Annotated in this window: 13 protein-coding genes; 3 read left to right on the top strand and 10 right to left on the bottom strand. The window is 73.3% G+C overall.

Features of this window, described 5'->3' with window-relative positions:
* A complete protein-coding gene (locus ACFVXH_RS11390) occupies positions 1-414 on the top strand; it encodes a VOC family protein (RefSeq protein WP_387822412.1) in 414 nt (137 codons plus the stop codon).
* Here ACFVXH_RS11390 and ACFVXH_RS11385 read toward each other — a convergent pair.
* Both ACFVXH_RS11385 and ACFVXH_RS11380 read right to left on the bottom strand, forming a co-directional pair.
* Positions 411-1,127 carry a helix-turn-helix domain-containing protein gene (locus ACFVXH_RS11385; RefSeq protein WP_387822409.1) on the bottom strand — a complete coding sequence of 239 codons (717 nt, stop codon included), beginning with the start codon at positions 1,125-1,127 and terminating at the stop codon, positions 411-413. The genes ACFVXH_RS11390 and ACFVXH_RS11385 overlap by 4 nt on opposite strands.
* Positions 1,128-1,295: 168 nt before the next feature.
* On the bottom strand, positions 1,296-2,810 hold the full coding sequence (locus ACFVXH_RS11380; RefSeq protein ID WP_387822406.1) for an MFS transporter: 1,515 nt from the start codon (positions 2,808-2,810) through the stop codon (positions 1,296-1,298).
* A 310-nt stretch (positions 2,811-3,120) separates the two neighbouring features.
* On the opposite strand from ACFVXH_RS11380, the gene ACFVXH_RS11375 reads away from it, so the two are divergent.
* On the top strand, positions 3,121-3,885 hold the full coding sequence (locus ACFVXH_RS11375; RefSeq protein WP_117488580.1) for a TetR/AcrR family transcriptional regulator C-terminal domain-containing protein: 765 nt from the start codon (positions 3,121-3,123) through the stop codon (positions 3,883-3,885).
* A 150-nt stretch (positions 3,886-4,035) separates the two neighbouring features.
* Here ACFVXH_RS11375 and ACFVXH_RS11370 read toward each other — a convergent pair whose 3' ends face one another.
* Together ACFVXH_RS11370 and ACFVXH_RS11365 are read right to left on the bottom strand one after the other, a co-directional pair.
* Positions 4,036-4,809 (bottom strand): isocitrate lyase/phosphoenolpyruvate mutase family protein, encoded by a 774-nt coding sequence (locus tag ACFVXH_RS11370; protein ID WP_387822403.1) that lies wholly within the window; start codon positions 4,807-4,809, stop codon positions 4,036-4,038.
* Positions 4,806-6,272, bottom strand: a complete 1,467-nt coding sequence (locus ACFVXH_RS11365; protein ID WP_387822400.1) for a hypothetical protein — start codon at positions 6,270-6,272, stop codon at positions 4,806-4,808. The genes ACFVXH_RS11370 and ACFVXH_RS11365 overlap by 4 nt, the downstream gene beginning before the upstream one ends.
* A gap of 163 nt (positions 6,273-6,435) precedes the next feature.
* Here ACFVXH_RS11365 and ACFVXH_RS11360 point away from each other — a divergent pair, with 163 nt between their 5' ends.
* Entirely contained in the window at positions 6,436-7,131 is a 696-nt protein-coding gene (locus tag ACFVXH_RS11360; protein WP_074001816.1) for a helix-turn-helix transcriptional regulator, read from the top strand.
* A 43-nt stretch (positions 7,132-7,174) separates the two neighbouring features.
* On the opposite strand, the gene ACFVXH_RS11355 is transcribed toward ACFVXH_RS11360, so the two are convergent.
* The 6 genes from ACFVXH_RS11355 to ACFVXH_RS11330 all read right to left on the bottom strand — a co-directional run bounded on the left by ACFVXH_RS11355 (position 7,175) and on the right by ACFVXH_RS11330 (position 15,064).
* Positions 7,175-7,678 (bottom strand): DinB family protein, encoded by a 504-nt coding sequence (locus ACFVXH_RS11355; RefSeq protein ID WP_387822398.1) that lies wholly within the window; start codon positions 7,676-7,678, stop codon positions 7,175-7,177.
* Positions 7,679-7,714: 36 nt separating this feature from the next.
* Positions 7,715-8,512 (bottom strand): VOC family protein, encoded by a 798-nt coding sequence (locus tag ACFVXH_RS11350; RefSeq protein WP_117488588.1) that lies wholly within the window; start codon positions 8,510-8,512, stop codon positions 7,715-7,717.
* Between the two features lie 128 nt (positions 8,513-8,640).
* A complete protein-coding gene (locus ACFVXH_RS11345) occupies positions 8,641-11,127 on the bottom strand; it encodes a germacradienol/geosmin synthase (protein ID WP_387822395.1) in 2,487 nt (828 codons plus the stop codon).
* Between the two features lie 189 nt (positions 11,128-11,316).
* Positions 11,317-12,348 carry a hypothetical protein gene (locus ACFVXH_RS11340; RefSeq protein ID WP_387822392.1) on the bottom strand — a complete coding sequence of 344 codons (1,032 nt, stop codon included), beginning with the start codon at positions 12,346-12,348 and terminating at the stop codon, positions 11,317-11,319.
* Positions 12,345-14,285, bottom strand: coding sequence for a hypothetical protein (locus ACFVXH_RS11335; RefSeq protein WP_387822389.1), 1,941 nt, complete (start codon positions 14,283-14,285; stop codon positions 12,345-12,347). The genes ACFVXH_RS11340 and ACFVXH_RS11335 overlap by 4 nt, the downstream gene beginning before the upstream one ends.
* Entirely contained in the window at positions 14,282-15,064 is a 783-nt protein-coding gene (locus ACFVXH_RS11330) for a toll/interleukin-1 receptor domain-containing protein (protein ID WP_387822386.1), read from the bottom strand. Before ACFVXH_RS11330 ends, ACFVXH_RS11335 begins: the two co-directional genes overlap by 4 nt.
* Between the last annotated feature and the right edge of the window lie 38 nt (positions 15,065-15,102).

Genomic DNA, 15,102 nt, shown 5'->3' with positions numbered 1-15,102 from the left:
ATGAACAGCACAGGTGTACCGCAGTTCGCGTTCGTCGGGCTGGCCGTTGCGGATGTGGCCGCCTCGGTCGGCTTCTACCGGCGGCTGGGGGTGGGGTTTCCCGAGGGGGCGGAGGGGGAGCCGCACGTCGAGGGCGAGGTGCCGGGCGGGCCGCTTCTGGTGCTCGATTCCGAGGCCACCATCCGGTCGTTCCATCCCGCCTGGCGGCCGCCGAGCGGCGGTGGCCGGTCCGCGCTGGCGTTCCGCTGCGCGAGTCCCGCGCAGGTGGACGCGCTGTACGGGGAGTTGACCGGCGCCGGGTACCACGGGGAGTTGGAGCCGTGGGACGCCTTCTGGGGGCAGCGGTACGCCGTGGTGCACGATCCGGACGGCAACGGGGTGGACCTGCTCGCACCGCTCGAGGACAGGCCCTAGGAGGAGAGCAGCGCGGTCAGCGGCAGGCCCGCCAACTCCCGTACGTCGCGGGCCAGGTGGGCCTGGTCCGCGTAGCCGGTCCGGGCCGCTGTCTCGGCCTGCGGGACGCCGGAGCGGGCGAGGGCCAGGGCGCGCTGGAGGCGCAGGATCCGGGCGAGGGTCTTGGGCCCGTAGCCGAAGGCGGCCAGGGAGCGGCGGTGCAGTTGGCGGGCGCCGAGGCCGACCGTCTCGGCCGTCGCGGCGACGGAGCGGCCGGCGGCGAGCGAGGCGGCCACGGCGCGGATCAGGGGGTCCTCGGGCTGGGCGTCGGCGGCCAGTCGCAGGGCCAGGGCCTCCAGGGCGGCGGCCGGGTCGGGGGCCGCGTCGATGTGTCCGGTCAGCCGCCGGACCTCGGCGGCTGGCCGCAGGTCGGCCAACTCGACGCGGCGGTCCCGCAGTTCGTGTGCGGGGACGCCGAGCAGGGCGGGGGCGGTGCCGGGGCGGAAGCGTACGCCCGCCCACGGGCCGCGCAGTCCGGGGCCGGGGTGGAAGGCGCGGGTGTCCGGTCCGGCGACCAGCAGCCGGCCCTCCGTCCACAGCAGGTCCATGCAGCCGTCGGGCAGGACGAGCCCGGCACTCGCATACCCGCCCGTACGCCCGAGGGCCGGCTTCGTCCACAGGACCGCGCCGGGCAGCCGGCACGCGCGTTCCTGGTACGAGGCGGACGGTTCCATGATCCGAGGCTACGCGCCCCGCAGGGACCCGGCGGGCGGACGGCAGCAGGACAGCGGCAGGAGGGCAGCGGCAGGAGGGCGGCAGGAGGGCGGCAGGACGGCGGGCGGACGCCGACGGCCCCGGCCGCACGAGGCGGCCGGGGCGATCTGCCCGGGGAGAGGGGCCGGTCAGGCGACCGGCTCGGCCTCCGGCACCGCCGGGGGCTCGGCCCCCGCGCCAGCGGTCTTCTGGCCGTCGCGCATCAGCACCAGGGTGAGCGCCGCCGCCGCGACGACCGCGATGCCGCCAGCCGTGAAGGTGGTGGAGGTGGCGGTGTTGAACGCCTCCCGGGCGGCCGCGACCAGGCCGCCGTCCCCGGTGGGGCCTGCCACCGCGAGCGCGCCGGTGATGTCGTGGCGGGCGGCGGCGGGGGCGGCCGCGGGCATCGCGCCGGTGTAGGTGCTGGAGAGCACGGTGCCGAGGATGGCCACGCCGAGCGCCGCACCGGACTGCTGGATGGTGTCGTTGAGCGCGGAGCCGACGCCGGCGTGCTCACTGGGGATGGCGCTCATCAGCGCGTTGGAGGCGGCCGGCATGGCGAGGCCGGAGCCGATGCCGAGCACCAGCATGGCCAGGGAGACCTTGGTGAAGCCGTCGCCGACCGAGAGGGTGGCGAGCAGTCCGAAGCCGCCCGCGATGATCAGCATGCCGATCGAGGTGAACACCCGCGCCGGGACCTTCTTGCCGAGCACCGCGCCCAGCGCGTTGAACACCAGCGAGGCGATGGCCAGCGGGATGAAGGCGAGGCCGGTGTCGGTGGGCGAGAACTCCAGCACGAACTGGAGGTACTGGGTGAGGACCAGCATCAGCCCGCCGGTGGCGAAGGTCAGCAGGATGAGCGAGAAGCTGGCGCCGGTGAAGACCCGGTTGCGGAACAGCTTGATCGGGACCATCGGCGAGTCGGTGCGGACCTGCCGGACGGCGAAGCCGACCAGCGAGGCCACCGCGAGGGCGAGTGCGCCGAGGGTGCTCACGCTGGTGAAGCCGTCCTGGGGCAGCACGATGATCGACCACACCAACGCCGTCATGCCGACCATCGACAGCACCATGCCGAGCAGGTCGGGGCGGCGCCACGGTCCCTTGGACTCCGGCATCAGCAGCACCGCGGCGACGATGGCGACGGCCGCGATCGGCACGTTGAGCAGGAAGACCGCGCCCCACCAGAAGTGCGCGATCAGCGCGCCGCCCAGCACCGGACCGCCGACCAGGCCGACCATGGCCACCGCGGTCCACGCGGCGATCGCCTTCGGGCGCTCCTCGTCGTCGAAGACGGTGATCAGGATGGAGAGCGTGCTCGGCATGACCAGCGCGCCGCCGACGCCCATCAGGACGCGCCCGGCTATCAGCTCACCGGGGCTGCCGGCGTACGCCGCGACCAGTGAGGCGGCGCCGAACAGCGCCAGCCCGACGATCATCACCTTCCGCCGTCCGAAGCGGTCGGAGAGGCTGCCGGAGGTGAGCAGCAGGCCGGCGAAGACCAGGATGTACGAGTCGATGATCCACTGGATGTCCTGCGCCCCGGCCTTGAGGTCCTCCGCGATCGGCGGGATGGACACCGTGAGCACCATGTTGTCGATCACCAGCACCAGGCTGCTGAGACAGAGCACGACCAGGATGAGCCAGCGCTGCGGATGACGTTCCACGGCGTTTCCCCCTTCGAACTTCGGGCTTCGAGCGTCGGACTCCGAGCTCGGGCGTCGAGCGTCGGAACGGGCGCGCGGGCCGGGCTGTGACGCCGGAGCCGCGCGGAAGTCGTCGCGGGCACACCGTCCTCCGTCCCCAGGGGAACGGTGTGCGCCGCTCCGAACACTGTACGGACACCGCACACTGTTCGCAACGCCGCACACCGTTCGATCTCCGCACGCTGTTCGTCTCCCCGTACACTGTTCGCATCAACCCGTGGCGAGCGGCGCCGAACCGGACCGGATCCGGACGATTGGTGAGGAGGGCCCGATGGCGGCCAGGACAGAGGACGGCGCGACCCCGGGCATCCCCATGCCGTGGAACCGCCCCGAGCGACGGCGGGAACAGCCCGCCCTCAGCCGCGAGCAGATCGTCGCCGAGGCCTTCGCGCTGCTGGACTCCGGCGGCATCGAGGCGCTGAGCATGCGCAAGCTCGCCGCCCGGCTGAACGCCGGCGCCACCTCGCTCTACACCCACGTCGCCAACAAGGACGAGCTGCTCGCCCTGGTCGTCGACCAGGTCTTCGGCACCCTCCCGCACCCCTCGGCCGAGGGCTCCGAGGAGCCGAAGGTCTGGCGCGCGAAGATCGCGGAGTGCGCCGAGAGCATGCGCACGGCCATCATCCGCCACCCGTGGATGGTCGGGGTGATCGGAGACGTCGGGATGATCTACCTCGGCCCCAACTGGATGCGGCTCTCCGAAGCCCTGTTGGACGTCCTGGAGGCGGCCGGCTTCGAGATCGTCGAGGCGAACGACGCGATGAACGCGGTCATGGGCTACACCATCGGGACCGCCTGCGTGGAGGCCGCCTGGCTGGCCGCGCTGGCCCGCAGCGGCCAGGACGAGCAGGAGTGGATGAACCGGCTGCTGCCCGTCGTCACGGAGGCCACCAAGGACTTCCCGCGGCTGCACCGGCTGTACACCACCTCGGTTCCGGACGAGGTCGCCGGAGGCCGGGACAGCACCTTCGCCCGGGGCGTCAACGTCATCCTGGACGGGATCGAAGCGGCCAGGACGGCCCGCGGACAGCACTGAGCCCTCCGGGGGCCGCCCCCGCCCGACGTGCCGCCTCCCGCCCGACCGCGCGGTACAGCGCCGCCCCGACCACGCGGCCCAGCGCCGCCACGACCGCGCGGTACAGCGCCGCCACGACCGCGCGGTACAGCGCCGCCCCGACCGCGCGGCTCAGCTCCCGCTGAGCGCCTGCACCTCCGCGTACCCCGGCACCGGACCGACCGGCTCCCCCGCCGCGACGGCCGCCGCCGTGGCCACCGCCGCCGCCAGTGCCGCGCGGTACAGCAGCGACCCGAGGCTGACCCGGGCCACCCCGAGCGCGGCCAGCTCGGCGAGGCCCGGGCCGGTCGGCGTCCAGAGGATGTTGAGCGGGACGGCGAGCGCGCCGACCAGCCGGCCGATCGCCGCCGGACCGGTCAGCCCGGGGACGAACACGCCGTCCGCGCCCGCCTGTTGGTAGGCGTCCAGGCGGCGGAGCGTCTCCGCCTCGGGGGCGTCCTGCCCGCACCAGTAGGTGTCGGTACGGGCGTTGACGAACAGCTCCGGGGCGGCCGCCTTCACCGCGGCGATCTTCGCGGCGTGGCGGGCGGACGGGGCCAGCGTGCCGTCCGCCCGGCCGTCCTCCAGGTTGATGCCGACCGCGCCGGCCTCGGCCAACTCCACGGCCAGCTCGGCGACTTCGTCCGGGTCGTCGCTGAACCCGGACTCCGCGTCGACGCTGAGCAGGAAGCCGTCGCGCCCGAGCCGGCGCGCCAGCCGTACGGTCTCCGCGCGGGTGGCGGCGGCGCCGTCGGGGAGGCCGGCGACGGCCGCCACACCCAGGCTGGTGGTGCCGATCGCGGGGTGGCCCTGGGCGGCGAGGGCGACGGCCGAGGCGTGGTCCCAGGCGTTGGGGAGCAGCAGCGGGCGCCCGGGGCGGTGGTGCAGGGCGGCGAAGGGGGTCATCGGGTCGTCTCCATCGGCTCGTTCGCACGGTGTCCGGTCGGGTCCGCCGGACTGTCGATCACCCACGTCGGGCTGTCGGTCACCCACGCCGGATCCGCGGCGCCGCCCCTCGCACCCGCCAGGCTCCCGACCGAGTCCGCGTAGTAGTACCCGGCCTCGGAGACGTGGCAGACGATCTGCCGGAAGCTCCAGCCCGTCCCCGGGGAGTCGTCCAGCCGTTCGTCCGGCAGCGCGGCGACCCGCCGGGACCAGATCCCGGCCAGCCGGGTCAGCCGGCTGCGGGCCTCGTCCAGGTCGGCGGTGGTGAACGGGGCCAGGTCGGCCGGGGTGGTGGCGTTGGAGGCGTGCCAGCGGTCGGGCTCGGTCGGTTCGCCGACCAGCCGGGCCTCCACCTCGGCGAGGTGGTCGACGAGATGGTCGGTGATGCGGCGAACGGCCTTGTGCGGTGCGTAGGTTCGGCCGTCGGTGTTGACGATCGGACGGCCGTCCCAGGCCGTCCAGCCGACCGCCAGGGCGAGCACGTACGTGACCATCTCCGGTACCAGGGCGGCCAGTTCGGCCTTGTCGAGGTCCGGGGTCGACGGCGGCGTCCCGGTGTCCGCCGGGTCGGAGGCGCCGTACAGGATGCCCTCGGCGATCACCAGGGCCTGCGAGCGGCCCGGGCAACTCCGGGGCGGGGCGCCGAAGGTGAGCGCGACCCCGGCCGGCGCCCCGGCCTGGGCGGCGGCGATGTCGAGCAGGACCCGCGTCCCGACCGGCACCGCGACCCCGCCGACCTCGGTCGCCCGGACGGCGATCCGCCGCATCGTCCGGACCGGCGGGTCCGTGCGCAGCACGCCGGCCAACCCGTCCTCGTGCCGGCGGGCGCCCTCGACCAGCGCGGCGGTGGCGTCGCAGGCCTGGACCAGCAGGCCGATCCGGTTCGCGGCGGTCTCCTCGTCCCGGTCCCCCATCGCGGGCAGCAGCCGGGCCACCGCCGCATCGGCCACCGGGTCGGCCGACGCGCCGTCCACCGCCGGGTCCACGGCCGGGTCCGCCACCGGGCCGTCCAGCGCCGAACAGGCCGGCGCGTCGGTGAAGTACGCCCGGGACACCGTCGCGACGTCCCGCGCCACGGCCTCCGGGTCGGCCAGGCCGAGCTCCGCCGCGAGCACCCGGACGACCCGCAGCCGGACGTCGGACTCGAAGCCGCCGGCCGCGGCCACCCGCAGCCGGTCCGGGTCCAGCCGCTCCAGGTCGGCCAGCACCAGCGCCCGGCGCCGGGCGTGCGGTTCCCCGGAGCTGAACCGGGCGACGGCGGACCGCAGCCAGGCCACCGTGCCGGGGGCGCCGCCCGGCGCACCAGGCGCGGGGGCCGCCGCGGGCAGCGGCACCAGCGCGGGATCGGCCAGGGCCGCCGTCACATCGTCGTAGCGGGAGAAGGTCGTGGTCGCCGCCCCGGGGACCACCGTGGTTTCGCTCATGCCGTCATCGTGGCCCCGGGTCGTTTCGGCCCCGGCCGAACCGTGCCGGGGCGACCCTGGAGGCATGTCCCCGGCTCCGCTCCCCCACGCGGCCCCGCCGCCGCGACCGCCCCGTCCCCCGCACCAGGGCATCCACGCACCGCCGTGCCCCGACCATGGAGGCATGACGCTCGCCGCCCTCGCCGCCCTGCTCGCCGACCCCACCCGGGCCGCCATCTGCTCCGCCCTGCTCGACGGCCGCGCCTGGACGGCCGGTGAGCTGGCCCGGCACGCGCGCGTCGCGCCGTCCACGGCCAGCGAGCACCTGTCCCGGCTGATCGCGGGCGGGCTGCTGGCCGAGGAGCGGCAGGGTCGGCACCGGTACGTCCGGCTGGCCTCGCCCGCGGTGGCCACGCTGATCGAGGACCTCACCGTCTTCGCGGAGTCCGGTCCCGGCCCCGCGACCGCGCCCCGCAACCTGACCGAGGCCACCCGGCTGAGCGCCGAGGCCCGCGCCCGCACCTGCTACGACCACCTGGCCGGACGCCTCGGCGTGGCCGTGTCGGACGCGCTGTTCGCACGCGGCCTGGTCACCGAGGAGGACGGGCTGGCCCTCACCGGGCGCGGCCGGGACTGGCTGGCCGCGCAGGCGATCGAGCTGCCGCCGGGCGCGGGCCGCCGCGGCGGACGCCCGGTGGTGCGCAGCTGCCTGGACTGGACGGAGCGCCGCGGCCACCTGGGCGGGGCGCTGGGCGCGGCCCTCTGCCGGGCCGCCCTGGACCGCGCCTGGGTGGAGCGGATCGGCTCCGGCCGGGCCCTCCGGGTCACCCCGGACGGCGGCCGGGCGCTGCGCGAACTCCTCGGCGTGGAGCTGCCCTGACGGCCGCCCCGGCGCCGCCCCCGCTCAACGGCGCCGCTCCGGCTCAGCCCATCGACTTCGCCCCGTCCAGCGCCTCCCGGATGATGTCCGCGTGCCCGGCGTGCTGCGCGGTCTCGGCGATCAGGTGCAGCAGCACCCGCCGGGCCGACCAGGCCGTGCCCGGCGGGAACCAGGGCGCGGGCGGCAGGTCGTGGGCGGCGTCGAGGTCGGGCAGGCTCCGGACCAGCTCGTCCGTTCCGCGCGCCGTCCGCTCGTACTCGGCGAGCAGCCCGGCCAGGGTGTCGCCCTCCACCATCCGGAACTGGGCCGCCCAGGCGTCCGGGTCGGCGGCGCCCGCGTCCCCGTTCCGCATCGCCTCCGCACCGCCGGTGATGAACCGCGCCCAGCGCGCCTCGACCCCCGCCACGTGCTTGATCAGGCCGCCGAGGCTCAGCTCGCTGACGGTGGTGCGCTCGGCCGCCTGCGCGTCGGTGAGGTCCCGTACGGTGTGCCGCAGCAGTCCGCGGTGCTTGTCCAGCGTCTCGACGAGTTCCTCGCGCTCACCCATCGGCCACCCCTGTCGCTCGTCGTCCCGTCGGACGCATCAGACGTCCTCCGTCTCCGGCTGCTCCCCTACCCGCCGGTCGAGGTCGATCAACCCGAAGGCCGCGCCCTGCGGGTCGCCGACCGCCGCGAACCGGCCGAACGGGCTGTCCATCGGCCCGAAGTACACCGTGCCGCCGCGCGCCGTCAGCCGCCCGATCGCGGCGTCGGTGTCGTCCACCGCGAAGTAGACGCTGATGTACGAGGGGGCCTCGGGCGGCAGGAAGTCGCCCTCCGCTCCCATCCGGCCCAGCACCGGCCGGCCGCCGACCTGGAACATCCGGTAGTCGAAGTCCCCGCCCGCCATCTTCTGCACGCCGTACGGGAAGACCGCCGGGAAGAAGGCGTCCGCCTTCGCGGGCTCGCGGGTCACCACCTCGGCCCAGCTGTACGCGCCGGGCTCGCCCTGCTTCTCGAAGCCCTCGTGCCGCCCGGCCTGCCAGACGCCGAACACCACGCCGCCCGGGTCCCTGGCGATCACCAGCGTGCCGAAGTCGCCGACCTGCATCGGCCCCATGACCACCTCGCCGCCGTTGGCGCGGATCCGCGCCGCGGTGGCGCCGGCGTCCGGTGAGGCCAGGTACAGGCACCAGGCGGACTGGGCCTCCGCGCCGGGCATCGGCGGCACGACCGCGGCGACCGCCTTGCCGTCCGAGTACGCCTGGGTGTAGTTGCCGAACTCCGACGAGCTCTCGCCGAAGGTCCAGCCCAGCACGTCGCCGTAGAAGGCCTTGGCGCCCTCCAGGTCGGTGAACATCGCGTCGGCCCAACAGGGTGTGCCCTCAGGTAGCGCAGCCATCTCTCTGCCCTCGTGTGTGGCGAAGCGCGCGCGCCGGGAGGGCGTACGCCGGCCCCCGGTTCGTCAGCCTAGCCACGACGCGCCGCACCCGCGCGGGCTGGAACCCGCGCGGGTGCGGACCTCCGAGGTCAGCCGCCCGCCAACAGGCGCAGCGAGGCCGTGCCCAGGCCGGTCGGCCCGAGCGGCACCGGGGGTGCCGAGGGCACCGGCACGCTCGGGACCACCGAGGCGGTGCTCGCCGCCGGAGCCTCGGCGGCCGCCGCCGTGGCCGCCCGACGGGCCTGCGAGGCCTCCACCAGGTCCCGCTCGGCGCCGAAGTGCCGCTCCAGGTCGGCCGTGCCGTACCGGAGGCAGCCCCCGTGCCAGTTGAGGATGCCCGCGAGCCAGTTCTCCAGCTCCCCCACGTACCCGTCGAGCAGCTCCCTGGCCGCCTGCTCCAGCCCGAAGTCCTCGTACATGACCGGGAGTTCCTTCTGCGCGACGTGCTGGAACTGGCCCAGCCGCGAGTGCATCAGGTCGTCGACGATCCGGACCCCGGACGCGTAGTCGCAGCCGAAGAAGTTCTGCACCACCAGGACGGCGTTGTGCAGCTCGCCCTCGTACTCGACCTCCTTCTGGTACGAGAAGAGGTCGTTCATCATGCACGCGTAGTCCATCGCGGAGTTCTCCAGCGCGCGCATCGAGCCGTGGTCGTACACCTCCTGCGGCACGGTCTGCCCGTGGCCGAGGCGGGAGAGGCTCGTGGTGAGCTCGGAGCCGAAGGTGGAGCGGCGCATCTCCAGGTAGTCCACCGGGTCCGGGATCCGGTTCTGGATCTGGTTGGCCAGCTCCCAGATCCAGCTGTCCAGCATCACCTCGACGGCCACCCGGAACCGGCCCCTGGCCTCGACGGTCATCGGGCCGGCGGTGCGCTCCCAGATGTCGGCGAGGCCGCGCTCCAGCGCGTTGACGGGCTCCGGCGCGGGAGTGCCGTCCACCGGCATGAACAGGGACAGCCGCGCGTTGGCGGCCTTGGCGCCGCCCAGGTCGCGGGTGCGTCCGAAGGCCCGGGGGTAGTAGTCGTCGGCCCAGGTGCCCCAGGCCAACCAGGCGGAGGCGATGTCGAGTTGGTCGGCGGTGGCGTCCGGGTGGAGGCCGGCCGCGCAGAGCGGGAGGTCGTAGTCGCGCATCGACTCGGCGTCCCAGATGCCGGACGCGGGGACGCCCGGCTCCGCCGCCAGCAGCCCCATCCGCCCGGCCCACTCGATCACGCGCTCCCGGGCGCCGTCCAGGTGCGGGCTCAGCCGGAGCTCGTACGGCAGCTCGAACTCGGGCAGCAGGGACGGCCCGACGGCCTGGTGCGGCACGTGGCCGTGCGACCGCGCCCGCCGCACTGCCGGGCCCGCCGCACCCTCGGCCGCCCGCGCCGGGCTCGCCTCCGCCGCGGCCGCCTCCGCCGCTGCCGAAGCCCCGGCGGCCGTGCTGCGCAGGATGTCCAGCGCCGAGGTCCCGATGCCGCCGATCGCGTACTGGTCCCACCAGTTGCCGCCCCCGGGCCCTCCCGGCAGCCCCGGCAGCCCACCGCCCGAACCGGGCGCCACCTCGCCGCCCGAGGCCGCCGAACCGGACGAACTCGCCGCCGCCCCACCGCCGTTCATGTACCGGCTGGAGCGCAGGTGCCACTCGTGCCCGCCGGACTGCCAGTCCTGGAGGCCCTTGACGTACGCCATCACCCGGGCACGGCCCGCCGGGTCCAGCCCGGTCTCCGCGAACAGCACCGGCAGTTCGGTGAACACGGTGTTCTCGAACTGCTGCAGCCGCGAGGTGAGCAGGTCGTTGACCGCCTCGGCGGCCTCCTGGGTGGAGCACTCCAGGAACCGCTCCAGCACCAGGATGCCGTTGCTCAGCTCGCCCTCGTCCTCCACCTCCCGCTGGTACGAGAAGATGTCGTTGCGCAGGTGCACCCCGTCGGAGAAGGCGTCCATCAGCACCCGCAGCGCCCGCGAACCCGACACCTCCTTCGGCACCTCGGCGCCGGCCGCGTACTCGACCAGCTGCGCGGACCAGGGCGCGCCGCCGACCTTGCGGCGCATCTCGATGTACTCGACCGGGTTGGCCACCCGGCCCTCGTTGATGTTGGCGAGCTCCCACAGCGACTCGTTGAGCAGGTTCCGGGTGCTCGCGGCGAACCGGATTCGCCAGTCCTCGCCCATCACCGGCACGGTGCGCCGCCACAGGTCGGCCAGGCCCGCCTCGACCGGGTTCTCCGGTTCCGGCAGCTCGGCGGCCGGGTCGGCCGGCATGAACAGCGGCAGCCGGTCGAGGTGGGCCTTGCCCGCCCCGCGGTCGTTGGTGCGCTTGTACATGTCGAGGAAGTGGTCGTCGAAGAAGAAGACCCACACGTACCAGTCGGTGACCAGGGCCAGCGCCTCGGCGGAGGCGTCGGGGTGGGTGTACGCGCAGAGCAGTCCGTAGTCGTGGGCCTCCAGGTCGGCCTGATCCCAGATCCCCGACCCCTCCAGCATCCCCATCTCCCGGGCCCAGCCGGTGGAGTGGGCCCGTGCCTCGTCCAGATGCGGGTTGAGGCGTGCCGGGTGCGGCACGTAGAAGGACGGCAGTTCGAACGGCTGGGTCACGGCGGGCGGGCCTTTCTGGACGTGTCGAATTGGACCAAGAATGACCCGCCGTCAGCTCGCCGCACCGTCACAACAGAAACAGTCATATGAAATGACTCGTTCCCCCCGTCCAGAACCACCCACCCGGCCGAGCGCCCTCCCCAACCCCCCACGCCCCGGAATCCGATACTACGTTCGATCTTTCAGTCGTCACTCGTCCGTCGGTCCCGGCTGACCGGGCACGACGTCGTCCTCCCCCAATAGCTTCGCCCGGATCAGCCGTGCGAACTCCGGTCGGCCGGCCGCAGCGGTGAAGTCCGCCACACGGTGCGTGTAGACCTTCCGTTCGGCGGAGTCCTCGTCCAGCTCGACGTCGTCCAGCAACTGCCTCAACGGCCCGATCACGGAGGGCCCCCCGGCCGGACCGTACGGCCCGGCCGGTCCTGCGGGCCCGTCCTCGTCATCGTCCTCTGAGTCGTCCGGAGAAAGCCCGGCTCCCGGCAGCAGGTGCGTGTACAGCTCGCTCACGGCCTGGTCGTTGGCAGCGGCCGAGAGTTGTGCGAGCGGGCCGATCAGGTCGACCGCCTCCCTGATCTGCTCGTCGTGACGGGCTAGCCACCACACCATCGCACTGCCCGGTGACTTCAGGACGTCGTCGCCGAGATAGGCCCGCTTGCTCTGCTCGTGGCGGCGTTCGTGCTCCCAGACCTCCTCGGTCTTCCGCACCTCCGACAGCTTCCCGAGCCGGTGACGGTCGTCCTCGGAGAGCCGGAGCTCGACCCGCCCACCCATGGCTTCCACCAGGCCCGACCGGTCCTGGCTCTGCGTTCCGAGAACACCGTTCAACCGGTGCTGCACCAGGTCCAGCCGCCCCGGGATCTCGCACGCCGTCACCTCACGGGCCCGCTCCAGCACCGTTTCGACCGCCAGGCCCGCCGGGTCCGCGTGCACCAGCCCGGTGAGGTTCGGGATCGGACGCCACCACACCGTTGCCGAGAAGTGGAAGTCGTAGTCCGGCACCAGGCTCGGCAGTGCCACTCCGGCCACCCTGGTCTTCTCCCACGGCGGCTCCGCCGGCTTCGGAGCCCTGGCCGATGCCTGCAGGACGGCCAACAGGAGGGCCATCGTGGCCGGCACCGCCCACAGCCAGACCGGCCACCTGGCCAACAACCCGAGTACCACGGTCACCGAGCCCGCCGCCAGCGCCAGCCCGACCAGCGGCGCCTTCCCCGTACCCTTCACAGCCCTCTCCCCCCGGTCGCCCCGACAAGTGGTTCGATCCCTTGGACGTGGTCGATCTTTCGGCAGAAGCGCGTCGCGACTTCCGCCCGGCTCACCGGCCCCGGGTGATCTTCGGGTCCGGCCGCCCACTCATGGGCCAGCAGGTAGTAGCGGCTGAGTACCGGGACTCGGCCGTCGGCGGCCCGGACGAGGATGCCCAGCAGCCGCTCACCGCCGTCCCGCGCCCTTCGCGCGGCCTCGAGCCAGTTCCGGACTCCGGCCTCGCACGCCTCTCGGAACGAAGCCACCGCCAGCATCCCCCGCCAGCCCCGAACGGCGTCCCGGTCGGACACCCAGAACGGCAACGGGTCCACCAGCTCCAAGAAGATCTCGGCGTCCGACAGCACCGGCTCGCTCCTCTCCAGCCCATCCAGGACTCGGGAGAGCAGCCCCAAGTACAGGTACCTGTCCCGGCCGACCAACTCCCGCAAGGCATCCCGGGCATGCCGCGGACCGTCCGCGGTTTCCCTCCGTGCGAGGTGGTGCAGGCGGACGAGGGCCTGGCCGGGATGACGCACTGCCATCACATCGACGCAGATCCGCGCGAGGCCCCGCACCAGATTGGTCGGCAGCGGCGGGCCAACCGACCATTCATAGGTCTTCGCCCGGAACGCCGAACCGCAGGTCCCACTCGTGACGCCCTCCTCCAGCACCAGCATCGCTACCGGCAAGAGCCGGTTCTCCTTCGCCCAGGACGCCACCAGGTCGGTCAGCAGACCCACATCGCCGGCTTGCAGGGCCTGTTCGGTGAAGCGGGCGACCATCCGCCGGCGATCCGGTGCGTCCAGCCACGTCGTCGCCCTGATCGCGTCTCCGACCCACGCCCCGAACGCGTCCCGCAGATCCGGGTAGTAGGACCAGACATGGTCTCGAACCGCCGCCGCGTATGCCAGCTTCGTGAAGCCGATCCGGCCTTCCTCCACCACCATTCCCAGATCCCGCACCCGCTGTCTCAGGTCGGCCCGGTCGAGGCGGGGCCGTTCGTCCTCCGGGTGGCCGACCCTCGTCAGCAACTGGTCGGAAAGACGGAACACCGCGACCGCAGGGGCTCCGTCCAGCATGGCCGCCGTAAACAGCAAGGCCCGTTGGCGACCGTCCTCGAGTTTGGCGATCTGCCGGGCCACCTCGTCGAGGCGCTCACTGAGGGCCGCACCGGCTTTGTCCGCCCACTCCGCGAAGTCACCGCCTGCCGAACTCGCTTCGACCACGAGCTCGTGGAGTCGTTCCAACTCCCGCATGGGAGAGCTGTCCAGAAGCTCGCCGAGGCTCGACTGTCGCAGCTCCGGGACGGACACCTCGATTCCGGCCCACCCCAGGTGACTGGCCAGCACCTCGCCGCCCGCAGGTCGGCCGAGCCGTATCAGCAACTGCCGGACATCCGGCTGCAGGAGGTGCTCGTGGTCCCGCGAGAGAACCACCACCAGTCGGCCGGCAACGCCCTCGGCCTTGGCCCAGTACGACTTCATCAGGCCCTGCGCGTCGACGACCTGCTGGTCGGAGAGGTCCGTGAGGTCGATCAGGACGCGTTCACCGTGGGAGAGTTCGCCCAGTTCCGCCTGCTGATCGTCGGAGGTGACCTCGCGGAACGGATCGCCCGGCTCACCCGAGCAGTGCAACAAGACCACGGCAGCCGTACGGCGTCCGCTGCCTTCGGCTCCGGAGACCAGGACGGCCGTGCCCGGCTCCTCCAACTTCCGGAGCGCCTCCGCGTATCCGTCCGGTGGCACGAAGCGCTCACTAAGCCAAAGGCGTCGCTCGGCCGCGATCCGCAGCGGATCCCCTCCGCTGCGGATCAGCCTGTCCGTGTCGGAGACGAAGTAGTTGTACTGGTTCCCACTGCCCGTGTGCGTCTGACCCCGGGCGTTGCCGATCCACGTCGCGTCCCCGTGGTCGCTCACCGGCGCCGTCCCCTGCGGTCACCCCGGTCGCCGAAGGTGTGGTTGACGGTGCCGCGTTCGAGGTAGGTGCCGCCGTCGCCGTGGAACTCCACACCGCCGTGCCGGATCGTGTTGTGCTGGGAGCCGTTGCCGGTGTGGACCGGGCCGCTCGCGTTGTTGATGAACGTCCCCACGTCGCGGCCCACGTTGCCGATCCCTCCGCTCTGGTCGTGCCGGTAGTCCCCGGCCTGCACCACGCTGCCGTTCACCCGGCCGACCTCGTTGCGGGTCTCCGTCGCCCCCTTCGACTTGGCGATCTGCCGCTCCGCCTCCGCGAGCCGGGGGACCGCTTCGGCAAGGTCGTCACCGAGGCGCAGGAGGCAGTGCTCGGCGTCGCGATCGTCGTACCGGCGGTACTGGCAGTCGGCCAGCTCGGCGATCTCGGGCGGGAGGGTCCGTCGGTCGAGCCGTGTCAGGCGGCCGACGAGGACCGGAACGACCAGGGCTTCGTTCTCGAAGGCCTCGACGATCTCCCGCCGGGTCCAGTCCTCCGGGTCGTCCAGCGCGCGTCGACCGTCCGCCGTACGGGCATCGGTCCAGCGCGGACCGATGACCGCGATGAGCACGCTGCTACGGCGGACGGCGGTCAGCAGTTCCTGGGGGAAGGGTCGGCCGATCTTGATGGACTTGCTGGCGCGGAACACCCGATCGGTTCCGAACCGCTGGGAGAGCTCGCGCTCGATGACCGTGGCGGCCGTGCCCTCGTCGCTGGTGCGGTAGTTGACGAAGATCTCGGGCATGACGAAATCACCTCTCCAGGTGAGTGAGGGATGAGGAA

This window comes from Kitasatospora sp. NPDC058184, from assembly GCF_042883725.1.
Lineage (GTDB): Bacteria > Actinomycetota > Actinomycetes > Streptomycetales > Streptomycetaceae > Kitasatospora.
Note: the sequence above shows the minus strand (reverse complement) of the source record. Positions and strands in the feature narration are given on the sequence as shown.